Annotated in this window: 21 protein-coding genes; 14 read left to right on the top strand and 7 right to left on the bottom strand. The window is 66.0% G+C overall.

Going from position 1 to position 22,643, the window contains the following annotated elements:
* The first annotated feature begins 63 nt into the window (after positions 1–63).
* From FOZ74_RS14670 to phbB, 3 genes are all read left to right on the top strand, one after another.
* Positions 64–1,779, top strand: coding sequence for a PHA/PHB synthase family protein (locus tag FOZ74_RS14670; RefSeq protein WP_146913751.1), 1,716 nt, complete (start codon positions 64–66; stop codon positions 1,777–1,779).
* Between the two features lie 99 nt (positions 1,780–1,878).
* On the top strand, positions 1,879–3,060 hold the full coding sequence (locus tag FOZ74_RS14675) for an acetyl-CoA C-acetyltransferase (protein WP_146913752.1): 1,182 nt from the start codon (positions 1,879–1,881) through the stop codon (positions 3,058–3,060).
* Between the two features lie 99 nt (positions 3,061–3,159).
* Positions 3,160–3,897, top strand: a complete 738-nt coding sequence (gene phbB / locus FOZ74_RS14680) for an acetoacetyl-CoA reductase (protein WP_146913753.1) — start codon at positions 3,160–3,162, stop codon at positions 3,895–3,897.
* Between the two features lie 348 nt (positions 3,898–4,245).
* On the opposite strand, the gene FOZ74_RS14685 is transcribed toward phbB, so the two are convergent.
* The gene (locus tag FOZ74_RS14685; protein ID WP_146913754.1) at positions 4,246–6,213 is read right to left on the bottom strand and encodes an ABC-F family ATP-binding cassette domain-containing protein; all 1,968 of its coding nucleotides are present in this window, start codon (positions 6,211–6,213) and stop codon (positions 4,246–4,248) included.
* A 72-nt stretch (positions 6,214–6,285) separates the two neighbouring features.
* Entirely contained in the window at positions 6,286–7,449 is a 1,164-nt protein-coding gene (locus tag FOZ74_RS14690) for a PilT/PilU family type 4a pilus ATPase (RefSeq protein ID WP_146913755.1), read from the bottom strand.
* Positions 7,450–7,590: 141 nt separating this feature from the next.
* Here FOZ74_RS14690 and FOZ74_RS14695 point away from each other — a divergent pair, with 141 nt between their 5' ends.
* Positions 7,591–9,084, top strand: coding sequence for a methyl-accepting chemotaxis protein (locus FOZ74_RS14695; protein ID WP_146913756.1), 1,494 nt, complete (start codon positions 7,591–7,593; stop codon positions 9,082–9,084).
* Between the two features lie 166 nt (positions 9,085–9,250).
* Here the strand turns inward: FOZ74_RS14695 and FOZ74_RS14700 are convergent, their stop codons facing one another.
* The 4 genes from FOZ74_RS14700 to FOZ74_RS14715 form a co-directional block, all read right to left on the bottom strand.
* Positions 9,251–9,886: an RnfABCDGE type electron transport complex subunit B gene (locus tag FOZ74_RS14700; RefSeq protein WP_146913757.1), complete on the bottom strand. Its 636-nt coding sequence runs from the start codon at positions 9,884–9,886 to the stop codon at positions 9,251–9,253.
* Entirely contained in the window at positions 9,883–11,220 is a 1,338-nt protein-coding gene (locus tag FOZ74_RS14705; RefSeq protein ID WP_146913758.1) for a polyhydroxyalkanoate depolymerase, read from the bottom strand. The genes FOZ74_RS14700 and FOZ74_RS14705 overlap by 4 nt, the downstream gene beginning before the upstream one ends.
* Before the next feature lie 251 nt (positions 11,221–11,471).
* Positions 11,472–12,434 carry a tRNA dihydrouridine(20/20a) synthase DusA gene (gene dusA / locus FOZ74_RS14710; protein WP_255437654.1) on the bottom strand — a complete coding sequence of 321 codons (963 nt, stop codon included), beginning with the start codon at positions 12,432–12,434 and terminating at the stop codon, positions 11,472–11,474.
* A 141-nt stretch (positions 12,435–12,575) separates the two neighbouring features.
* Positions 12,576–13,211 carry a GntR family transcriptional regulator gene (locus FOZ74_RS14715; protein ID WP_146913760.1) on the bottom strand — a complete coding sequence of 212 codons (636 nt, stop codon included), beginning with the start codon at positions 13,209–13,211 and terminating at the stop codon, positions 12,576–12,578.
* A 144-nt stretch (positions 13,212–13,355) separates the two neighbouring features.
* Here FOZ74_RS14715 and scpA point away from each other — a divergent pair, with 144 nt between their 5' ends.
* From scpA to FOZ74_RS14755, 9 genes are all read left to right on the top strand, one after another.
* Positions 13,356–15,512, top strand: a complete 2,157-nt coding sequence (scpA, locus tag FOZ74_RS14720; RefSeq protein WP_146913761.1) for a methylmalonyl-CoA mutase — start codon at positions 13,356–13,358, stop codon at positions 15,510–15,512.
* Positions 15,513–15,562: 50 nt separating this feature from the next.
* Positions 15,563–15,910 carry a ribbon-helix-helix protein, CopG family gene (locus FOZ74_RS14725; RefSeq protein WP_146913762.1) on the top strand — a complete coding sequence of 116 codons (348 nt, stop codon included), beginning with the start codon at positions 15,563–15,565 and terminating at the stop codon, positions 15,908–15,910.
* Complete coding sequence (locus FOZ74_RS14730; RefSeq protein WP_146913763.1) at positions 15,907–16,323, top strand: type II toxin-antitoxin system VapC family toxin; 417 nt, start codon at positions 15,907–15,909, stop codon at positions 16,321–16,323. Before FOZ74_RS14725 ends, FOZ74_RS14730 begins: the two co-directional genes overlap by 4 nt.
* Before the next feature lie 7 nt (positions 16,324–16,330).
* Positions 16,331–17,359, top strand: coding sequence for a methylmalonyl Co-A mutase-associated GTPase MeaB (gene meaB, locus FOZ74_RS14735; RefSeq protein WP_146913764.1), 1,029 nt, complete (start codon positions 16,331–16,333; stop codon positions 17,357–17,359).
* A gap of 32 nt (positions 17,360–17,391) precedes the next feature.
* Complete coding sequence (locus FOZ74_RS14740) at positions 17,392–18,924, top strand: acyl-CoA carboxylase subunit beta (protein ID WP_146913765.1); 1,533 nt, start codon at positions 17,392–17,394, stop codon at positions 18,922–18,924.
* Positions 18,925–18,943: 19 nt separating this feature from the next.
* On the top strand, positions 18,944–19,066 hold the full coding sequence (locus FOZ74_RS16420; RefSeq protein WP_255437656.1) for a hypothetical protein: 123 nt from the start codon (positions 18,944–18,946) through the stop codon (positions 19,064–19,066).
* On the top strand, positions 19,059–21,107 hold the full coding sequence (gene accC, locus FOZ74_RS14745; protein ID WP_146913766.1) for an acetyl-CoA carboxylase biotin carboxylase subunit: 2,049 nt from the start codon (positions 19,059–19,061) through the stop codon (positions 21,105–21,107). The genes FOZ74_RS16420 and accC overlap by 8 nt, the downstream gene beginning before the upstream one ends.
* 78 nt (positions 21,108–21,185) lie before the next feature.
* The gene (locus FOZ74_RS14750; RefSeq protein WP_146913767.1) at positions 21,186–21,419 is read left to right on the top strand and encodes an AbrB/MazE/SpoVT family DNA-binding domain-containing protein; all 234 of its coding nucleotides are present in this window, start codon (positions 21,186–21,188) and stop codon (positions 21,417–21,419) included.
* Entirely contained in the window at positions 21,416–21,814 is a 399-nt protein-coding gene (locus FOZ74_RS14755) for a type II toxin-antitoxin system death-on-curing family toxin (protein WP_146913768.1), read from the top strand. Before FOZ74_RS14750 ends, FOZ74_RS14755 begins: the two co-directional genes overlap by 4 nt.
* A 29-nt stretch (positions 21,815–21,843) precedes the next feature.
* Here the strand turns inward: FOZ74_RS14755 and FOZ74_RS14760 are convergent, their stop codons facing one another.
* Positions 21,844–22,179 carry a ubiquitin-like protein gene (locus tag FOZ74_RS14760; protein WP_146913769.1) on the bottom strand — a complete coding sequence of 112 codons (336 nt, stop codon included), beginning with the start codon at positions 22,177–22,179 and terminating at the stop codon, positions 21,844–21,846.
* Positions 22,180–22,323: 144 nt separating this feature from the next.
* On the opposite strand from FOZ74_RS14760, the gene FOZ74_RS14765 reads away from it, so the two are divergent.
* Entirely contained in the window at positions 22,324–22,641 is a 318-nt protein-coding gene (locus FOZ74_RS14765) for a DUF167 domain-containing protein (RefSeq protein WP_146913770.1), read from the top strand.
* Positions 22,642–22,643 lie beyond the last annotated feature (2 nt).

Consider the following 22,643-nt stretch of genomic DNA (forward strand, 5'->3'; position numbering starts at 1 on the left):
GCCGCAGCAGGGCTTTCTCGGCATATAGTGGCTTGTCACGTACAACCGAGCAAAGGAGCCGCCATGTCATTCGACCCTGACTGGGCCCGCAACGCGGGCGCCTTGCAGCAGCTCTGGGCGCAGGCCTGGGGCCAGATGCTGCAGGCATACAAGCCCGTGGACGTGGGCGCCCTGGCCACCAGCATGCAGCCGCTGCAAGCCGTGAGCTTCTCGCCGGAAAGGCTCGCGCAGTTGCAGCAGGAATACCTGGACGGCGTGCGCGAGCTCTGGGGACGCAACTGGGGCACCGCCGCCCTCCAGCCTTCGGACGACCGGCGCTTTAGCGCGGGTTCGTGGAGCAGCAACCCGGTCTCGGCCTTCACCGTGTCCGCCTACGAACTGCAGGCACGCACGCTGCGCGCCATGACCGACGCGGTGCAGGCGGACGAGAAGACGCGCGAGCGCATCCGCTTCGGCGTGGAGCAGTACCTGGCGGCGAGCGCGCCGAGCAACTTCCTGGCCTTCAACGTCGAAGCGCAGAAGAAGGCGCTGCAAACCCAGGGCGAGAGCCTGGCGCAAGGCATGGCCAACCTGCTCAAGGACATCCAGCAGGGCCATATCTCGATGACCGACGAGAGCCAGTTCGAGGTCGGCACGAACGTCGCCACCACCGAGGGTGCGGTGGTCTACCAGAACGCGCTGTTTCAGCTGATCGAATACAAGCCGCTCACCGCCAAGGTGCACGAGCGGCCCTTCCTGATGGTGCCGCCGTGCATCAACAAGTACTACATCCTCGACCTGCAGCCGGACAACTCGCTGATCCGCTATGCGGTGCAGCAGGGCCAGCGCACCTTCGTCGTGAGCTGGCGCAACCCCGACATGACGCTGGCGGACAAGACCTGGGACGACTACATCGAGGACGCGGTCATCGAAGCCATCGAGACGGTCAAGGCCATCACCGGGGCCGCGCAGATCAACGCCCTGGGCTTTTGCGTGGGCGGCACCATGCTGGCCACTGCGCTGGCCGTACTGGCCGCGCGCGGTGACGACTCGGTGGCTAGCAGCACCTTCCTCACCACGCTGATCGACTTCACCGAAACCGGGGTGCTGGACGTCTTCATCGACGAGAACTTCGTGCGCCTGCGCGAGCTGCAGATGGGGCAGGGCGGGCTGATGAAGGGGCAGGACCTGGCTTCGACCTTCAGCTTCCTGCGGCCCAACGATCTGGTCTGGAACTACGTCGTGGGCAACTACCTCAAGGGCGAGACGCCGCCGGCCTTCGACCTGCTGTACTGGAACTGCGACAGCACCAACCTGCCCGGGCCCTATTACGCCTGGTACCTGCGCAACTTCTATCTGGAAAACCGCCTGGTGCAGCCCGGCGGCGTGACCGTGTGCGGTGAAAAGATCGACCTTGCCCAGGTCAAGCTGCCGGTCTACATCTATGGCTCGCGCGAGGACCACATCGTGCCCATAGGCGGCGCCTATGCTTCCACCCAGGTGCTGCCGGGCAAGAAGCGCTTCGTCATGGGCGCATCGGGCCACATCGCCGGCGTCATCAACCCGCCGGCCAGAAAGAAGCGCAGCCACTGGCTGCGCGAGGACGGCAAGTTCCCGCGCGAAGTCGACGCCTGGATCAAGGGCGCCACCGAGCATCCCGGCAGCTGGTGGGAGGACTGGGCCGCGTGGCTCAAAGGCCACGGCGGCAGGCAGATCGCCGCGCCCAAGGCCTACGGCAAGGCGCCGCGCTACAAGGCGCTGGAGGCCGCACCCGGCAGCTACGTGCGGCAAAAGGCCTGAAAAGGACCTCGCGCCCGCTGCCATGGGCGCGGCGGCACAATGGTTTCGTGACCGTGGCGGCGCGTGGCTGCCACGGCGGATTTTGCAGAAAGGACCATCATGGAAGACATCGTCATCGCATCGGCCGTGCGCACGGCCATAGGCAAGTTCGGCGGCGCCCTGTCGCACACCCCGGCGACCGAGCTCGGCGCCATCGTCATCAAGGAGGCCCTGGCGCGCGCCAAGGTGCCGCTGGACCAGGTGGGCGAGGTCATCATGGGCCAGGTGCTGGCCGCAGGCAGTGGCCAGAACCCCGCGCGCCAGGCCATGATGAAGGCCGGCGTGGCCAAGGAAACGCCGGCCATGACCATCAACGCGGTCTGCGGCTCGGGCCTGAAGGCGGTGATCCTGGCGGCCCAGGCCGTGGCCACCGGCGACAGCGACATCGTCGTGGCCGGCGGGCAAGAGAACATGAGCCTGGCGCCGCACGTGCTGCACGGCTCGCGCACCGGTCAGCGCATGGGTGACTGGAAGATGGTCGATTCCATGATCGTCGACGGCCTGTGGGACGTGTACAACCAGTACCACATGGGCATCACCGCCGAGAACGTCGCCAGGGAGCACGCGATCACCCGCGACATGCAGGACGCGCTGGCCCTGGCCAGCCAGCAAAAGGCCGCCGCGGCGCAGGACGCGGGCCGCTTCGCCGACGAGATCGTGCCGGTCAGCCTGGCGCAGAAGAAGGGCGACCCCATCACCTTCGAGGTGGATGAATTCGTCAACCGCAAGACCAGTGCCGAGGTGCTGGCCAAGTTGCGCCCGGCCTTCGACAAGGCGGGCACGGTGACGGCCGGCAATGCTTCGGGTATCAACGACGGCGCGGCCGCGGTGGTGGTGATGAGCGCGAAGAAGGCGGCGCAACTCGGCATCACGCCGCTGGCGCGCATCAAGGCCTATGGCATCACCGGGCTCGACCCGGCGACCATGGGCATGGGGCCGGTGCCGGCCTCGCGCAAGGCGCTCAAGCGGGCAGGCTGGAACGTGGCCGACGTCGACCTGTTCGAGCTCAACGAAGCCTTCGCGGCACAGGCCTGCGCGGTGAACAAGGAGCTGGCGGTCGATGCGTCCAAGGTCAATGTCAACGGCGGCTCGATCGCCATTGGCCACCCCATCGGTGCGTCGGGTTGCCGCATTCTCGTGACGCTGCTGCACGAGATGCAGCGCCGCGGTGTCCACAAGGGCCTGGCGGCGCTGTGCATAGGCGGCGGCATGGGCGTTTCGATGGCTGTGGAGCGCGGCTGAGGCGCAGCGGGCGGCGGCGCGGGCTTGGTGTTTTCCATGGGGCGGGCCGCCGCCAATCTCGGTTAGAGTGGGGCGAACAAGACAGAAGGAGAACAGGTCATGGCTCAAAGAACGGCATACGTCACCGGCGGCATGGGCGGCATAGGCACCGCGATCTGCCAGCGTCTGCACAAGGACGGCTACAAGGTGATCGCGGGCTGCGGCCCGACGCGCGACTTCCAGAAATGGCTGGACGAGCAGAAGGCGCAGGACTACACCTTTCACGCCTCGGTGGGCAACGTGAGCGACTGGGACTCCACGGTGCAGGCCTTCGAGAAGGCCAAGGCCGAACACGGCGCCATCGACGTGCTGGTGAACAACGCGGGCATCACGCGCGACCGCATGTTCGTGAAGATGAGCCCCGAGGACTGGCGCCAGGTGATAGACACCAACCTCAACAGCATGTTCAACGTCACCAAGCAGGTGGTGGCCGACATGGTGGAGCGCGGCTGGGGGCGCATCATCAACATCAGCAGCGTCAACGGGGAAAAGGGCCAGGCGGGCCAGACCAATTATTCGGCCGCCAAGGCCGGCATGCACGGCTTCACGATGGCGCTGGCGCAAGAGCTGGCCACCAAGGGCGTGACGGTCAATACCGTGGCGCCGGGCTATATCGGCACCGACATGGTGCGGGCGATCCGCCCGGACGTGCTGGAGAAAATCGTCGCCACGGTGCCGGTCAAACGCCTGGGCGAGCCCAGCGAGATCGCCTCCATCATCTCCTGGCTGGCATCCGATGAAGGCGGCTACGCCACCGGGGCCGAGTTTTCGGTCAATGGTGGCCTGCACATGGCTTGAGACGGCTTTGCCCGCAAGCGCAGAGGAAGAACGACTTCAAAAAGCCCCGCTTGGCGGGGCTTTTTCATTCCTGGCGCCGGCAGACCGGGAGGCCGGTCGGCCGCAGGGGCGTGCTTACAACGCGCCGCGAACCGGGGCGCGCTTGCGGTCGCGCTCGTCATCGGGCCAGAGGCTGGTCTGGGCGGCGGGGGTAGTTGCGATGAACATGGGCATAACTCCTTTGATTGCCTGTTCAACGCCGCTGCACCGCGCTGGTTGACACTGTGATGTTAAAAAGTTCGGGTTTATACCTACTTGCAGTGAAGTTCAAGTATGTCCGCCAAGCAGCTGTCAAACAACGGTTTTTTATCAGGGCGCGTCGGCGACGAGCGCGGCTGACAGCTTTTCCATGGTTTCAGACAGTTGCAGCCAGCGCTCTTCGCTGGCCTGCAGCGTATCGGTGATCACCTTCAGGCGCTTGCCCGCCTGGGCGATGTCCTGGGCCTGCGGGCTGCTGCACAGCAACTCTTCCAGCGTGCTCTTTTCTGCTTCCAGGCGGGCCATTTCGCGCTCCAGCGTGGCCAACTCCTGCTTCAGCGGCCGGGTCTTTTGCGCCGCCTGCTGGCGCGCCTGGGCGGCCAGTCGGCGTTGCTCGCGCGGGTCCACGCCTGCGGAGCTGGACGGGGCAACGCCGTCTTGCGCTGCGCGCCGGGCCGGCTCGCGCGTGCGCCGGGCATCGTCCAGCAGGTAGCGCTGGTAGGCGTCCAGATCGCCGTCAAAAGGCTGCACGGCGCCATCCGCCACCAGCCAGAAATCGTCGCATACCGCGCGCAGCAGGTGCCGGTCGTGGCTTACCAGCATGAGCGTGCCGTCGAAGTCGTTGAGCGCCATGGCCAGCGCCTCGCGCGTGGCCAGGTCCAGGTGGTTGGTCGGCTCGTCCAGCAGCAGCAGGTTGGGGCGCTGCCAGACGATGAGCGCCAGCACCAGCCTGGCCTTCTCTCCGCCGCTCATGCTGCCCACGCTCTGTCCCACCATGTCGCCGCTGAAGTTGAAGCTGCCCAGGTAATTGCGCAAGTCCTGCTCGCGCGACTGCTCGCCGCCAGCGCCCATTTCGCGCGCCAGTCCGATGAGGTGTTCCAGCGGAGTGTCCTGCGGACGCAGTACGTCGAGCTCCTGCTGCGCGAAGTAGCCGATGCTCAGTCCCTTGCCCTCGGTCAGCGTGCCCGACAGCGGCGCGAGCGTGCGCGCAATCGTCTTGACCAGCGTGGATTTGCCCTGGCCGTTGGCGCCGAGAATGCCTATGCGCTGGCCCGCCAGCACGGTCTGGGTGACGCCCCGCACGATGGGCAGCGCGCGCCCGTCCTCGCCGCGGTAGCCGAAGCTTGCGTCGCGGATGGCCAGCATCGGGTTGGGCAGGTTCGCCGGCTCGCGGAAGGTAAAGGAAAAATCCGCCTCGGCCAGCACCGGCGCCACCTTTTCCATGCGTTCGATCTGCTTGACGCGGCTCTGCGCCTGTCTGGCCTTGGTCGCCTTGGCCTTGAAGCGGTCGATGAAATGCTGCAGGTGGGCGATTTTTTCCTGCTGGCGCTCGTAGGCCGCCTGTTGCAGCAGCAGCTGCTGGGCGCGCTGCTCTTCAAAGGCGCTGTAGTTGCCGCTGTAGCGCGTCAGCCTGGCATGCTCGATGTGCAGGGTGACCTGGGCGATGGCGTCGAGGAATTCGCGGTCGTGGCTGATCATCAGCAGTGTGCCCGGGTAGCGCCTGAGCCAGCCCTCCAGCCAGACCAGGGCGTCCAGGTCGAGGTGGTTGGTGGGTTCATCCAGCAACAACAGATCACTCGGGCTCATGAGCGCGCGGGCCAGTTGCAGGCGCATGCGCCAGCCGCCGGAGAAGCTGTTGACCGGCTGCTCCAGCTGCGCCACCTGGAAACCGAGGCCGAGGATCAGCGCCTGCGCGCGCGCCCGGGCGTCGTGCGCGCCCGCGTCGTGCAGGTCGGCATGCAGCTGGGCCATGGCCATGCCGTCGCCCGCCTGCTCGGCGCCCGCCAGCCGCGCCTGCAACTGCTCCAGCCGCTCGTCGCCCGCCAGCACGAAGGTGGTGGCGTCTTGCGCGGTTTCGGGCATCTCCTGGGCCACGCTGGCGCTGCGCCAATGCGCCGGCAGCTGCAGCTCGCCGCCGTCTTCGTGCAGCTGGCCCTGCAGCAGCGCGAACAGGGACGACTTGCCGGCACCGTTGCGCCCGACGAGGGCCACGCGTTCGCCCGCCTGGATGGTGGTGCTGGCGCCGTCGAGCAGCACCTTGGTGCCGCGGCGCAGGGTCAGGTTGCTCAGGATCAGCATGAAACGGAGGCCGGCATGCAAGCCGGCCCGTCAGGAGAGGAGGTGAAGCGGGCGTGCGCCCGCTGGAGAGGGTCAGCCGGGCTTGACGTCGAGCACGATCTCGGTGAACGACGGGCCCGATTCTTCCACCGGCGCCTGGCTCTGCTTTTGCGCCTGCGCGGCCTTGGCGGCCACGCTGAAGTCGTTTTGCAGACGCCAGAGCAGGTTGGTGGGCGAGTCGGAATTGGCCAGGCCTTCCTTGCGCGTGATCTTGTCTTCCATGATGAGCTTGGCGAGCGACTCTTCGAAGGTTTGTGAACCTTCAGCCATGGACTTTTCCATGGCGTCGCGCACGCCGGAGAAATCGCCCTGTTCGATCAGGTCGCTCACCAGCTTGGTGTTGAGCATGACTTCGACGGCCGGCACGCGCCCGCCCGTCGTGGTGCGCACCAGGCGCTGCGAGATGATGGATTTGAGCGCGGAGGCGAGGTCGGTGAGCATGGTGGGCCGCACTTCCACCGGGTAGAAGGACAGGATGCGATTGAGCGCGTGGTAGCTGTTGTTGCCGTGCAGCGTGGCCAGGCACAGGTGGCCCGACTGCGCGTAGGCAATGGCGGCCGACATGGTCTCGCGGTCGCGGATTTCGCCGATCAGGATCACGTCGGGCGCCTGGCGCAGCGCGTTCTTCAACGCGGTCTGCAGGCTGCGCGTGTCGCTGCCCACTTCGCGCTGGTTGACGATGGACTTGCGGTTCTTGAACTGGTATTCGATGGGCTCTTCCACCGTCAGGATGTGGCCCGTCGATTCGCCATTGCGCTTGTCGATCATGGCTGCCAGGGTCGTGCTCTTGCCCGAGCCGGTGGCGCCGACGACGAGGATGAGGCCGCGCTTTTCCATGATCAGGTCGCTGAGCACCGGCGGCAGGCCAAGCTTGGCGAGTTCCGGGATCTGGTAGGTGATGAAGCGGATCACGACGGCATAGCTGCCGCGCTGGCGCATGGCGCTGATGCGAAAGCGCCCCACGCCGGTCAGTGGCACGCCCATGTTCAGCTCACCGGTTTCCTCCAGCTCTTCAATGCGTTCGGGGGCAATGATTTCGGCCAGCAGGCTTTTGGGGGCATCGGGCGCGAGCGACTGGTTGTTGATGGGTACGCAGTCGCCGTTGATGCGGATCAGCGCCGGCGCGCCGGCCGAAAGGTAGACGTCGGAGGCCTGCTTTTCCCCCATCAGTCGCAATATGCGTTCCATCGTGCCCATGTGCCGCCCTCCCGGTGCTGTCCAGTGTTCATTATCGGACATGCGTGCGCGTGCAGGCACGATCCGCGCCCCGCATGCTGGAGTTGACGGGCGGGAATCTGTACACTGTTCAGACACGATTCGTCACACGAGGCAAGTGGCATGAATGGCACCGTATTTCTGCGTCCCGGCATCTGGCTACTGCATCGATTCGCGTTGGGCGGGCGATTCACGCTGCTGGGCCTGCTGGCGTTGCTGGCGCTGGCGCTGGCAGTGCTGGCGCCAGCCGCGGTCTGGCTCTGGTGCCTGGCGGGGGCGCTGTGGCTGTATTTGATGGCCTGCGTCTGGCAAGGGCTGGAGGGCGATCTGGCACAGCTTGATCGCGTCATGGAAAGCGTTGCCCAGGGTGACTTGTCGGTGCGCGCCGCGGTCGTCGGCCGCGGACAACTCGCGCAGCTCGGTGAGCGTCTCAACCAGATGGTGCTGACGCTGTCGGCCATGGTGGCGGACATACGCAGCAACGCCGCATTGGTGGCCCACGCCGGCCAGTGCTTGCTGGCGGACAACGAGCAGCTTGCCCAGCGCACCGATCAGCAGGGCGACCACCTGGAGCGCACCACGGCCAGCGTGCATGAGTTGACCACCGCCCTGGAAAACGACGCCCAGGCTGCACGCGATGCGGACGAGCAGGCGGGCCGGGTGCGCCACGCGGCCGATGCGGGCGTGCAGGCCATGGAGCGTGCGGTCGAGTCGGTGCACACCATCCAGAACGGTGCCAAGCGCATGAACGAGATCATCGGCGTGATCGACGGGATTGCGTTCCAGACCAATATCCTGGCGCTGAACGCTGCCGTCGAGGCCGCACGCGCGGGCGAGCAGGGGCGCGGCTTCGCGGTGGTAGCCGGCGAGGTGCGTTCTCTGGCAGGGCGTTCTGCCGAGGCGGCGCGCGAGATACGCGGCCTGATCGGCACGTCGGTGACGCAGGTGCAGGCCAGCGCCGACCAGATCCGCACCGCGGGCGACGGCATCCAGGCGATGGCCACGGGGATACGCTCGGTGGCCGACCGGCTCGGGGGCATTTCCAATTCGGTGCATGAGCAGCACCTGGGTCTGAACGAGATCGGCGACGCGGTGCAGCAGCTCGAGAGCATCACCCAGAGCAATGCCGACATGGTGGGCGACGCGGTGCAGCAGGCGCAGGCCTTGCAGGCGCGGGCGTCCACGCTCACCCAGGCGGTGCGCAAGTTCCGCCTGCAGCAGGGCACGGCCGAGGAGGCGGTGGCGCTGGTGGAGCGCGCGCATGCGCTGTATGGCAACAGTTCCGACGAAGTCTTCCTGCAGACGCTGACGGACAGGAATCAGCCCTTTCACGACCGCGACATGTACGTCTTCGTGCTGGACGCCAGTGGCAAGTATCTGGCCTTCGGCGGCAACCCGGCCCGCGTCGGCACGCGCGTGCAGGAAGTGCCGGGTGTCGACGGCGACGGCCTGACGCGGGCCATCGTCGAGCAGGCGCGCCGCGGCCCTGGCTGGGTGGAATACGACTACACCAATCCCACCAACGGCAAGGTACAGACCAAGATGTCCTACGTGCGCCTGGCTGGGGAAAATTACTACGTCGGCTGCGGCGTCTACAAGACGCTGGCCAGCGCCTAGGAAAGGCCGGCAGACTGCCTGCGTGGGTTGCCGGCGCAGCTCCGGGCGGTCCGGGGCCTTGCCCTTCTGGCTGATGGCCGCCGCCGTCGGCCGCAGAAAGCACTTGGCATCTTGCCCGGCCTGCGCTGTCGCCCGCCCACGTGAGGGTCACGCAGGCCTTCCCCGGCTATTGCGTCTGGCGTACCTGGGCCACGATCGCGTCGATGGTGGCATGGCGCGCCTCGGCGTCGGACGGCGCGGGCCGCGCGGGCGTGCGTGCGACGTAGCCCAGTTCCCTGTCCGCGCTCAGCCGCGCCTGGCGCGCGGTGTAGCGGCTGCGCGCATGTTCCTGCAGTTGCTCCGACCAGGCGGCCCAGCCGGTTGCCTCTCCGGTCACGTCTTCCATGCTGATGCAATCGACCGGGCAGGCGTCCACGCAGAGCTCGCAGCCGGTGCAATGCTCGTCCAGGATGGTGTGCATGCGCTTGTGGATGCCGACGATGGCGTCCGTCGGGCAGACCTTCATGCAGCGCGTGCAGCCTATGCACCAGTCTTCATCGATGACCGCAAGCGCGCGCGGCTTTTCCAGGCCGTGTTCGGGGTTCAGCGCCAGCGCGCTCTGGCCGGTGATGGCCGCCAGGCGCGCCACACCCTCGGCGCCGCCGGGTGGGCACTGGTTGATGGCGGCTTCGCCGCTGGCGATGGCGTGGGCGTAGGCGGCGCAGTCGGCAAAACCGCAGCGCGTGCACTGCGTCTGCGGCAGCGCTGCGTTGATGCGCTCGGCCAGGTGCGCTGTCTTCGAATCTTCGGGCGGGATGCTCACGCTGCCTTGCGCTTGCGCGCCGGGGTGCTCCTGCGGGCGGTGACCGGCACAACCGCAGCAGCCGGCGGGCTGGCCTGGTGCTTCAGGATGAAGTCGCGTACCACCGGGTAGACGATCTCGCGCCAGCGACGGCCGCTGAAGATGCCGTAATGGCCCGCGCCCTGGACTTCCAGGTGCTGGCGGCGGTCGGCGGCGATCGCCGTGCACAGGTCGTGCGCGGCCCGGGTCTGGCCGCAGCCGGAGATGTCGTCGAGCTCGCCCTCGACCGTCAGCAATGCCGTGCGTGCAATGTCCTGTGGGCGCACGCGTTCGGTCTCGCCCGCGGGCGAGACCACGTCCCAGGTGCCATTGACCAGGCTGTAGTCCTGGAACACCGTGCGTATCGTGTCCAGATAGTAGGCGGCGTCCATGTCCAGCACCGCGTTGTATTCGTCGTAGAACTTGCGATGGGCTTCGGCGTTGTTGTCGTCGTCCTTGATCAGGTTCAGGAAGTAGTCGTAGTGGCTGGATGCGTGGCGGTCCGGGTTCATGGCGATGAAGCCCGCGTGCTGCAGGAAGCCCGGATAGACCGCGCGACCGCTGCCCGCAAAGCGGCTGGGCACGCGGTAGATGACGTTGTTCTCGAACCACTCGAAGCTGTGCTGGATGGCCAGGTTGTTCACCGAGGTGGGCGAGCGGCGCGCGTCGATGGGCCCGCCCATCATGGTCATGGTCTGCGGCGTCTGTTCGCCGCGGCTGGCCATGAGCGAGATGGCGGCGAGCACCGGCACCGTGGGCTGGCACACGCTGATCACGTGGCAGTAGCCGTAGATGCCCTGTACGTGGCGGACGAACTCCTGCACGTAGTTGACGTAGTCATCCAGGCCGAAGATGCCGTCATCGAGCGGCACGTCGCGCGCATTCTTCCAGTCGGTGATGTAGACCTTGTGGCCCGTCAGCAGCATGCGCACCGTCTCGCGCAGCAGCGTCGCGTGGTGGCCCGACAGTGGCGCGACCACCAGCACCACCGGCTGGGCCTTGAGTTTTTCCAGCGTCGGCGGATCGTCCGAGAAGCGCTTGAAGCGGCGCAGCTCGCAAAACGGCTTGTCGACTTCGATGCGCTCGTCGATCGCCACATCCACGCCGTCCACCGGCACCTTGCGGATGTCGAAGCCGGGCTTCTCGTAATCCTTGCCCAGGCGGTAGAGCAGGTCGTAACCGGCGGAAACGCGGTGCGCCAGCTGGGTTTCGCTGAAGGGCCACTGCGGGTTGCTGTAGAACTTGGACAGGCCCTTGGCCATGTAGGAGATGGGCTCCATCAAGGTGCGCTGGGTCTCGTAAAGCGTGTAGAGCATGGCAGTACCGTGGCTATGTTGCGGCGCAATATATCAATAATCGAAGAAGCGTGTACCGGGGGCTTCCCCCCATGGCCTGTCACACATGGGACTCGGAAGTAGCAGCTGTTTACGTTTTGCGCGGGCCGGGCGGCCGCGGATGCCGCGGGCTTGGTCGCTGCATTGTGCGGCCTGCGCGGACCGGCAATCGGGTGAACATGCTCGGCGCAGCAGGGCAATTCAGGGGCTCGGGCTTCGCGCTGGCGGCGCTGTCACGGTGCCAGGGCGTCGGCCGCTTCGCGCACCGGCGCCGCGTGCGCGCGCGCCATCACTTCCTGCGGGGCAAGGTGCCTGAGCCGATGGTCGCTCCAGGTGCGCCGCCAGTGGCGTGCGCCCGGCAGGCCGCTTCTGAGGCCGAGCATGTGCCGCGCGATCGTTGCCCAGGGGGTGCCATGCGCTTGCGCCTCGCGCTGCATGTAGCCGACCATCGCGCGCTCCACCGCGTCGCGCTCGGGCGCGGGGCCACTGAGGCCGAAGAAGGCGCCGTCCCACGAGGCGAGCAGCCAGGGATTGTGGTAGGCCTCGCGTCCCACCATCACGCCATCGAGCAGGGCCAGTTGCGCGGCAATGGTTGCGTTGGTCTTGAGTCCGCCGTTGACCACGATGCACAGCCCGGGGAAGTCCTGCTTGAGCCGCTGCGCGACCTCATGGCGCAGCGGCGGGATCTCGCGGTTTTCCTTGGGCGAGAGGCCTTGCAGCCAGGCATTGCGTGCATGGACGATGAAGACGCGGCAGCCCGCATCGGCCACGGTGCCGACGAAGTCGCGCACGAAGGCGTAGCTCTCGTCCTGGTCTATGCCGATGCGATGCTTGACGGTGACGGGGAGCTGGACCGCATCCACCATCGCCTTGACGCAGTCGGCCACGAGTTGCGGCTCGCGCATCAGGCAGGCGCCAAAGGCGCCGCGCTGCACGCGCTCGCTCGGGCAACCGCAGTTGAGGTTGATTTCGTCATAGCCCCAGCGCTGCCCGATCTGGGCGGCCTGCGCCAGCTCGGCCGGCTCGCTGCCTCCCAGCTGCAGCGCAACGGGGTGTTCGAGCGCATCAAAGCGCAGGTGGCGTGCCACATCGCCATGCAGCAGCGCGCCGGTGGTCACCATCTCGGTATAGAGCAGGGCGTGGCGCGTGAGCAGGCGGTGAAAGTAACGGCAGTGGCGGTCCGTCCATTCCATCATGGGGGCAACGGACAGGCGCCAGGGTGAACAGGACAAGGAGACTTCAGGCACGGGCAAGCAGGCGGGAGGGGAGCCGTATTCTAATGAATTTGGCTTCCTGCGCTTTGCCATCAAGCGCAAGCAGCTATGAAAAACGTAGTATCAACCGGCGGCTTGCAGGCCGTTGGCAAAGTGCTCGCGCACGGCCTGCGCGGCGGCTTCAGGCTGGCGCTCGCGCAGCGCGGCCATGATGGCGCGGTGCTCGGCCAGCGAATCGGCGATGCGCCCGCGCTTGAACAGCGAATTGTGGCGGTTGAGCTTCATCACCTTGCGCAAATCGCCCACCATCTGCTGGCGCCAGCGGTTGTCGGCAAGCTCCAGCACACGGATGTGAAAGTGTTCGTTGAGTGCGAAGAAGCGCTCGTGCTGGTCCGCCGCGCCTTCCAGTTCGTCGTGCAGCGCCTGCAGCTCGGCCAACTCGGCGCCGCTGGCAGCGCGCGCCACTTCGGCGGCCGCGTCGCTTTCGAGCAGGGCCAGCAGGTGGTAGATGTCGCGCAGGTCTTTTTCGGAAGTCTCGGTCACGTAGGCGCCGCGGCGTACCTTCATCGTGACCAGTCCCTCGGTGGCGAGCACCTTCAGCGCCTCGCGCAGGGGCGTGCGGCTGATGCCGAATTCCTCGGCGATCCTGAGCTCGTCTATCCAGCTGCCCGGCTCCAGTTCGCGCTGGAAGATGCGCTGGCGCAACTGCTCGGCCACTTCTTCGTAGAGCGCGCGGTGGTTCAGGGTAGCGTGGGGCATGGGCGCACTGTAACCGAAATGGAATAATGAATTAATAATTACAGACTCTGTTAGACTTCGTCCATTGCATTTCGGCAGGCCCAGGGCCGGTCGTGCGTGCCCGTCGGGCACGTCCTGCCCCTTTCTCCACACCTCGCAGCCACCATGAGTGAACCTTTCCCCTCATTCCAATCCGCCGACCTCGCCGCATGGGCCAAGGCGGCTGCCAAATCCGCGCCCGGCGGTGACGTGGGCCGGCTCAACTGGGTGACGGCCGACGGCATCACCGTGAAGCCCCTGTACACCGCGGCGGACACGGCGCAACTGCCTTATGCCAACACGCTGCCGGGCTTCGAGCCTTACCTGCGCGGCCCGCAGGCGACGATGTACGCCGGGCGACCCTGGACCATCCGCCAGTACGCGGGCTTTTCCACTGCCGAGGAGTCCAACGCCTTCTACCGCAAGGCGCTGGCCGCCGGCGGGCAGGGCGTGTCGGTGGCGTTCGACCTGGCAACGCACCGCGGCTACGACAGCGACCATCCGCGCGTGACCGGCGACGTAGGCAAGGCGGGTGTGGCGATCGACAGCGTGGAGGACATGAAGGTGCTGTTCGACGGCATTCCGCTGGACAAGGTCAGCGTCAGCATGACCATGAACGGCGCGGTGCTGCCGGTGCTCGCAGGCTACGTCGTGGCCGCCGAAGAGCAGGGGGTGGCGCAGGATCAGCTTTCCGGAACCATTCAGAACGACATTCTGAAAGAGTTCATGGTGCGCAACACCTACATCTACCCGCCGCAGCCCAGCATGCGCATCGTGGGCGACATCATCGAGTACACGGCCAAACACATGCCGAAATTCAACTCGATCTCGATCAGCGGCTACCACATGCAGGAGGCGGGGGCCAACCAGGCGCTGGAGCTGGCCTTTACCCTGGCCGACGGCAAGGAATACGTGAAGACCGCGATCGCCAAGGGCATGGACGTGGACGACTTTGCCGGGCGCCTGAGTTTCTTCTGGGCGATCGGCATGAATTTCTATCTGGAGATCGCCAAGATGCGCGCCGCACGCCTGCTGTGGTGCCGCATCATGAAAGGGTTCGATGCGAAGAAGCCCAAGAGCCTGATGCTGCGCACGCACTGCCAGACCTCGGGCTGGTCGCTCACCGAGCAGGACCCGTACAACAACGTGGTGCGCACCACCATCGAGGCGATGGCGGCGGTCTTTGGCGGCACGCAGAGCCTGCACACCAATTCCTTCGACGAGGCGATTGCGCTGCCCACCGAGTTCTCCGCCCGCATCGCGCGCAACACCCAGCTCATCATCCAGGAAGAAACCCACATCACCAAGGTGATCGACCCCTGGGCGGGCTCCTACATGATGGAAAAGCTCACGCAGGACATGGCGGACGCCGCGTGGAAGATCATCGAGGAAGTGGAAGACATGGGCGGCATGACCGCCGCGGTCGATTCCGGCTGGGCCAAGCTCAAGATCGAGGCGGCGGCGGCCGAGAAGCAGGCGCTGATCGACTCGGGCAAGGAAGTGATCGTCGGCGTCAACAAGTACAAGCTGGCCAAGGAAGACGCGGTGGACATCCTGGAGGTGGACAACGTCAAGGTGCGCGAGAGCCAGATTGCACGCCTGAAGGATTTGAAGCAAAAACGCGACTCAGCCAAGGTGGAGCAAGCGCTGGCAGCTCTCACGAATGTAGCAAAAACCGGTGAAGGCAACCTGCTGGACTTGTCCATCCAGGCCATACGCCTGCGCGCCACGGTGGGCGAGGTCAGCGACGCGCTGGAAAAGATTTTCGGGCGCCACCGCGCCGACACGCAAAAGGTGACCGGTGTGTATGCAGCCGCTTACGATTCCCCCGAGAGCTGGAACGCCATCCAGGCCGAGATCGATGCCTTCGCTCACGCGCAAGGCCGCCGCCCGCGACTGATGGTGGCCAAGCTCGGCCAGGACGGGCACGACCGCGGCGCCAAGGTGGTCGCCACGGCCTTTGCCGACCTGGGCTTCGACGTGGACATCGGCAGCCTGTTCCAGACGCCCGAGGAATGCGCGCGCCAGGCGATAGAGAACGACGTGCACGCGATTGGCGTCTCCACGCTCGCGGCCGGTCACAAGACGCTGGTGCCGGCCATCATCAACGAACTGAGAAAGCAGGGCGCGGACGACATCGTGGTCTTTGTCGGCGGCGTGGTGCCGCGCCAGGACTACGACTTCCTCTACCAGGCGGGCGCCCAGGGCATTTACGGCCCGGGCACGCCGATACCGGCTTGCGCCAGGGACGTGCTGGAAAAGATCAAGCAGGCAATTGCCTGAGCCGGGCAGTTGAGATACAGTAATACCGTATTTCAACCGGAGGATGCACCATGGCCGTTTCCGTTCGCATGGACCCCTTGCTTGAAAAGGAGCTGGAGCAGGCCGCGCGCCGCCTGGGGAAAACCAAGTCGCAGTTCATCATCGACGCGGTCGAGCGCGCGCTGGGGCGCAAGGACCCGGCGCAGCTCTATCACGAGGTCATGGCATCCGCGGCGCAATATCGCGTAGCCGACCCCGCGCCCGACGATGCATCGGCGCAGCCGCAGAGCACCGGCGAGCGCCTGCGGGACAAACTGCGCTCCCAGAACGAGGCGCAGAGCCGTGACTGGCTGGCATACCAGGCAGCGCGCAAGAAAGGCGTCGCCTGGGTGCCCGACAACGAGGACGGTGCGCAGTGAACGTCGCGCTGCTCGATACCGGCCCACTCGTCGCCTTGTTCGATGAGGACGACATCGCCCATGACCATTACCGTCAGTTGCTGCAGCAAGAGCGGGCCGGATGGCATCTCACGACCACCTGGCCGTGCGTGGTCGAGGCTTCGCACTTCCTGCCCGTGCAGATAGGCACGCGCATGCTGCTCTGGGTGGAGCAGGGCGGCGTCTCGGTCTTTCCGTTTGATCCCGAGCATCTGCAAGAGATGCGCGCGCTGATGCAACGCTACACCGACGGTCGCCGTACCCGAATGGACTTTGCGGATGCGAGCCTGGTCTGGGCAGCAGGCGAAACTGCCATCGCGCAGGTCTGGACCATCGATGTGCGCGACTTCTCACGCTACCGCCTGCCCGACGGGCGCGCGTTTGAAATTCTCTGATCTACCCATGGTTGTCCCTTCGCTGCTTGAACCCCTGCTGCATGGCACGCCCATGGCACGTCGGCGCGCCATGGCCAAGGCCATCACGCTGCTGGAATCCACGCGCGCCGACCACCGGGCGCAGGGCGATGCCCTGCTGACCGAGCTGCTGGCGCACACCGGCCGCGCGCTGCGCCTGGGCATCAGCGGTGTGCCGGGTGTGGGCAAGTCCACCTTCATCGAGGCGCTGGGCCTGTACCTGATTGCCCAGGGGCTGAAGGTGGCGGTGCTGGCGATCGACCCTTCCTCCACCGTCTCGGGCGGCTCGATCCTGGGCGACAAGACGCGCATGGAGCAGCTCGCGAGCCAGGAGCATGCCTACATCCGCCCCAGTCCCTCCAGCGGCACGCTGGGCGGCGTGGCCGAGAAGACGCGCGAAGCCATTCTGGTGTGCGAGGCCGCGGGCTACGACGTGGTCATCGTCGAGACCGTGGGCGTGGGCCAGAGCGAGACGGCGGCGCACGGCATGACCGACATGTTCTGCGTGCTGCAGCTGCCCAACGCCGGCGACGACTTGCAGGCGATCAAGAAGGGCGTGATGGAGCTGGCGGACCTGGTGGTGGTCAACAAGGCAGACATCGACCCGCGCGCGGCGATCCGCACGCGCACGCAGATCACCTCCAGCCTGCGCATCATGGCGATGCAGGGCAACCCCAAGCACGCCCAGAACGACCCGCAGCGCTGGCATCCCAAGGTGGTGACGATCAGCGCCCTCAAGGGCGAGGGCGTGCAGGACTTCTGGGCGGCGGTGAGCGAATACCGCCGCCTGCAAAGCGCCAATGGCGAACTGGCCGCGCGCCGCGAGCGCCAGGCGCTGGCCTGGATGTGGGAGCGCATCGACGCCGGCCTGCGCAGCGCCTTCCGCCAGCACCCCGCGGTGCGGCAACTCTTGCCGCAACTGCAGGCCGACGTCGTCGCCGGGCGCATCGCCGCCAGTACGGCAGCACGAAATCTGCTTGCGGCGCAGGCAGGGCAAGCGCCGCAAGCTATCCGTTGAAGAGTCAACCCGATCACAAGCAAGGACCAAGCATGCAAACCATCCTGGAACAACTGGAGCAAAAGCGCGAACTTGCGCGCCTGGGGGGCGGGCAAAAGCGCATCGATGCGCAGCACGCCAAGGGCAAGCTCACCGCGCGCGAGCGTATCGAGCTGCTGCTCGACGAAGGCACCTTCGAAGAGTGGGACATGTTCGTCGAGCACCGCTGCGCGGACTTCGGCATGCAGGACAACAAGATTCCGGGCGACGGCGTGGTCACCGGCTACGGCATGATCAACGGCCGGCTAGTGTTCGTCTTCAGCCAGGACTTCACGGTCTTTGGCGGTGCATTGAGCGAGGCGCATGCCGAGAAGATCTGCAAGATCATGGACCAGGCGATCAAGGTCGGTGCGCCGGTCATCGGCTTGAACGATTCGGGTGGCGCGCGCATCCAGGAAGGCGTGGCCTCGCTCGGCGGCTACGCCGAGGTGTTCCAGCGCAACGTGCTCGCCAGCGGCGTGGTGCCGCAGATTTCCATGATCATGGGCCCGTGCGCGGGCGGCGCGGTCTACAGCCCGGCGATGACGGACTTCATCTTCATGGTCAAGGACAGCAGCTACATGTTCGTGACCGGTCCCGAGGTGGTCAAGACTGTCACGCACGAGGAAGTCACGTCCGAAGAACTGGGTGGAGCCATCACCCACACCACCAAGAGCGGCGTGGCCGACATGGCCTTTGACAACGACGTCGAGGCGCTCCTGATGCTGCGCCGTCTGTACAACTACCTGCCTTTGAGCAACCGCGAAAAGCCGCCGGTGCGACCGAGCAAGGACCCGATAGAGCGCGCCGACCTGAGCCTCGATACCCTGGTGCCGGCCAACCCCAACCAGCCCTACGACATGAAGGAGCTGATCCTCAAGACCGTGGACGACGGAGACTTCTTCGAGCTGCAGCCCGACTACGCGAAGAACATCGTCATCGGGTTCGGGCGCATGGACGGCCACCCCGTGGGCATCGTCGCCAACCAGCCGCTGGTGCTCGCCGGCTGCCTGGACATTCGCAGCTCCATCAAGGCCGCGCGCTTCGTGCGCTTTTGCGATGCCTTCAACATTCCCATCATCACTTTCGTGGACGTGCCCGGCTTCATGCCCGGCACCTCGCAGGAATGGGGCGGCATCATCCGCCATGGCGCCAAACTCTTGTTCGCCTACGCCGAAGCCACGGTGCCCAAGGTGACGGTGATCACGCGCAAGGCCTACGGCGGCGCGTACGACGTGATGAGCTCCAAGCACCTGCGCGGCGACGTGAACCTGGCCTGGCCCAACGCCGAGATCGCCGTCATGGGCGCCAAGGGCGCGGTGGAGATCATCTTCCGCCAGGACAAGGGCGACCCGGAAAAGCTCGCCGCGCGCGAGGCCGAATACAAGACCCGCTTCGCCAACCCCTTCGTCGCGGGTGCGCGCGGCTTCATCGACGACGTGATCCAGCCGCACGAGACGCGCAAGCGCATCTGCCGCTCCCTGGGCATGCTGCAGAACAAGCAACTCGAAAACCCGTGGCGCAAGCACGGCAACATGCCGCTGTGAGCAGGCGGGGAGAACCACCATGTTTGAAAAAATCCTGATCGCCAACCGTGGCGAAAACGGCCACGGAGTGGGCGTTTCTGCACATTGCATGGCACGCGAAGCGGGCACGGGCGATTTCGCCACGGAGAACCACCATGTTTGAAAAAATCCTGATCGCCAACCGTGGCGAAATCGCCTGCCGCGTGATTGCGACGGCCAAGAAGATGGGCATTGCCACCGTGGCGGTCTATTCCGACGCCGACAAGGAGGCGCGCCACGTCAAGCTCGCCGACGAGGCGGTGCACATCGGCCCGGCGCCCTCGCGCGAGTCCTACCTGCAGGCCGACAAGATCATTGCCGCGGCCAAACAGACCGGCGCGCAGGCGATCCACCCGGGCTACGGCTTCCTGAGCGAGAACGAGGGCTTTGCGCGCCGCGTCGAAGAAGAGGGCCTGGCCTTCATCGGCCCCAAGCACCACGCGATTGCCGCGATGGGCGACAAGATCGCTTCCAAGAAGCTGGCCAAGGAAGCGGGCGTGAACTGCATCCCTGGCTGGAACGAAGCCATCGATTCGCCCGAACACGCGGTGGAGATCGCCAGGGACGTGGGCTATCCGGTAATGATCAAGGCCAGCGCCGGCGGCGGCGGCAAGGGACTGCGCGTGGCCTGGAACGACCAGGAGGCGCACGAGGGCTTTGCCTCCTGCAAGCACGAGGCGCTGTCGGCCTTTGGCGACGACCGCGTGTTCATCGAAAAATTCGTGCAGCAGCCGCGCCACATCGAAATCCAGGTGCTGGGTGACGGTTTCGGCAATGTCATTTATCTGAACGAGCGCGAATGTTCGATCCAGCGGCGCCACCAGAAGGTGATCGAGGAGGCACCTTCGCCCTTCATCTCCGAGGCGACGCGCAAGGCCATGGGCGAGCAGGCGGTGCAGCTGGCCAAGGCGGTCAAGTACCAGAGTGCGGGCACGGTGGAGTTCGTCGTCGGCAAGGATCAGGATTTCTACTTCCTGGAGATGAATACCCGCCTGCAGGTGGAGCACCCGGTGACCGAGAGCATCACCGGACTGGACCTGGTGGAGTGGATGATCCGCATCGCCGCGGGCGAGCAGCTCACCCTCACGCAGTCGCAGGTCAAGCGCGAGGGCTGGGCCATCGAGTGCCGCATCAACGCCGAAGACCCGTTTCGCAACTTCCTGCCCTCCACCGGGCGGCTCGTGCGCTTCGAGCCGCCCGAGCAGACCATGTTCCAGGCTGACATGGACAAGCGCTACGGCGTGCGCGTGGACACCGGCGTGTACGAGGGCGGCGAAATCCCGATGTACTACGACTCGATGATCGCCAAGCTCATCGTGCACGGGCAGGACCGCGCCGACGCCATCCAGAAGATGCGCGCCGCGCTCAACGCCTTCGTGATTCGCGGGGTGATGAGCAGCATTCCCTTCCAGGCGGCGCTGCTCGGCCATCCGGACTTTGCCAGCGGCAACTTCAACACCGGCTTCATCGCCGAGCACTACCCGCACGGCTTTCGCGCCGAGGACGTGCCGCACGAGGACCCGGACTTCCTCGTCGCGCTGGCCGCCTACATGCACCGGCGCTACCGCGCGCGCGCCTGCGGCATCAGCGGGCAGATGGTGGGGCACGAGATCAAGGTCGGCGAGGCCTTCACCGTCGTGGTGCTGGGCGCCGAAGGCCAGCACGTGCCGCATGAGGTGAGCGTCACCGACTATGTGGACCAATCGGGCTCCAGCGCAGTGCTGGTGGGCGGCAAGAGCTATCGCATCAGTAGCAGCGCGCACCTGGGCAGCATCCGTGTGCAAGGCGCCTGCAACGGCAAGGGCTTCACCGCCCAGGTCGAGCGCGGCCTGGCCGGCAACCCGCTGGCGCTGCGCATCATCCACGACGGCACGCAGATCGACGCGCTGGTGCTCACGCCCGCGCGCGCCGAGCTGTTCAAGCTCATGCCCTACAAGGCGCCGCCGGACATGAGCAAGTACGTGCTCTCGCCCATGCCTGGCCTGCTGGTGAACGTGGCGGTCAAGCCCGGGCAGAAGGTACAGGCGGGCGAGCGCGTGGCGGTAATCGAGGCGATGAAGATGGAGAACGTGCTCTTTGCCAGTGCCGATGGCGTGGTCAAGGAGATCAAGGCAGCGCAGGGCGAGAGCCTGGCGGTGGACCAGCCCATCGTCGAATTTGAGTGAGTGAAGGCTGCAGGTGGCGCGAGGACGAAGGCAGGCATAAAATATAACGAACGTTATAACTTGCTTGCGAGGTCTCTCATGTCCACCGCCACCGCCTTGAAAGTCACCCAGATCGGCAACTCCATGGGCGTCATCCTGCCCAAGGAGGTGCTGGCGCGCCTGAAGGTGCAAAAGGGCGATTCGCTCTTTCTGAGCGACTTGCCCGACGGGGTGGCCTTGCGCCCCTATGACGAGGAGTTTGCCGAGCAGATGGCCATGGCGCGCGAGATCATGCGCAAGCGGCGCAACGTTCTGCGTGAGCTGGCCAAATGAAGGCGGCCAATGCCTCCTGGCGCTGGGTCACGCACGAAGTGTTGATGGCCGTGCATGAGGAGCAGTTGGCTGAACATGGCGGCGCGGCCGGTCTGCGCGACGCCGGTCTGTTCGAGTCCGCTCTGACACGCCCCCGCAATCTCGCGCTGTACGGCGAACCCGATGCCGCCGATTTGGCCGCGGCCTACGCCTACGGCCTGGTGCGCAACCATCCTTTCATAGATGGCAACAAGCGCACCGCCTACGTTTGCGCTGAACTGTTTTTGGTGGCCAACGGCTACGACATGACGGCCAGCGACGAAAGTGCAACGCTGCAGACCCTCGCCCTGGCTGCCGGCGATCTGCAAGAGGCCGACTTCGCCGCCTGGCTGCGCCAATACCTGCTGCCGCGTTGATGGCAAAGAGGCTTTGTCGCGGCGGTACGTCAGCGGGGCGCGCGCCTGCTGCGCAGCCGGATGAGTGCCAATGCCGCGATGCCGCTGGCTGTGGCCATCAGCCCCCAGGTCGAAAGCGAGGGAATGGGCGCGATCCCCGCAGCGTGCAGGCGCAGCACCAGATGCAAGGTGGACTCTTTTTGAATGTTGTAGTCGGACAGCGTGCGGCCGTCTTCGAGCTGCTTGCCGGCAAAAATCAGGAGTTGCTGGTCCACGGGTATGCCTGTCTTGTCCAGTATCCGGTATTTGACCTGCTGGATGCTGTCGCTGGAAGAGACTTCGAGGGTGATCGTCTGGCCGGTCAGGGTTTTGATGAATATTTGCATGTTGGGTGTCTGCCGCTGGACGGCGCGTGCAGGAACTGGCTACACGCTCGCCATCGTGCTCGCAGGGGTGCTGCAGAAGGCCCGCTGACGCGTGGCGTCACCCGGGATTATGGGTGGGGCCGCTCTGGCCTGACAATGGCGGGCATGCCGCCCACGCTCATGCTGTCCATCCACGCCACGCCGGGTGCGCGGCGCACCGGGCCGGCCGGCGCCCATGGTGCGGCGCTGCGCGTGTGCCTGGCCGCGCCGCCGGTCGATGGCAAGGCCAATGCCGCCTTGCTGGCCTGGGCGGCGCAGGTCTTCGGTCTGCCCCGCGCCCGGGTGCGGCTGCTGGCCGGCGCGGCGGCGCGGCGCAAGCGCCTGGGGCTGGAATTTGCGTCGGAGCAGGAACTGGCCCGCGCGCGCGAGCAGGTGGCAGTCTGGATGCGCCAGGGTGGCGCCGATGAAATTTTCAAGGAGTAAAG

Origin of the sequence: Comamonas flocculans (assembly GCF_007954405.1) — a bacterium.
Classification (GTDB): Bacteria; Pseudomonadota; Gammaproteobacteria; order Burkholderiales; family Burkholderiaceae_C; genus Comamonas_C; species Comamonas_C flocculans.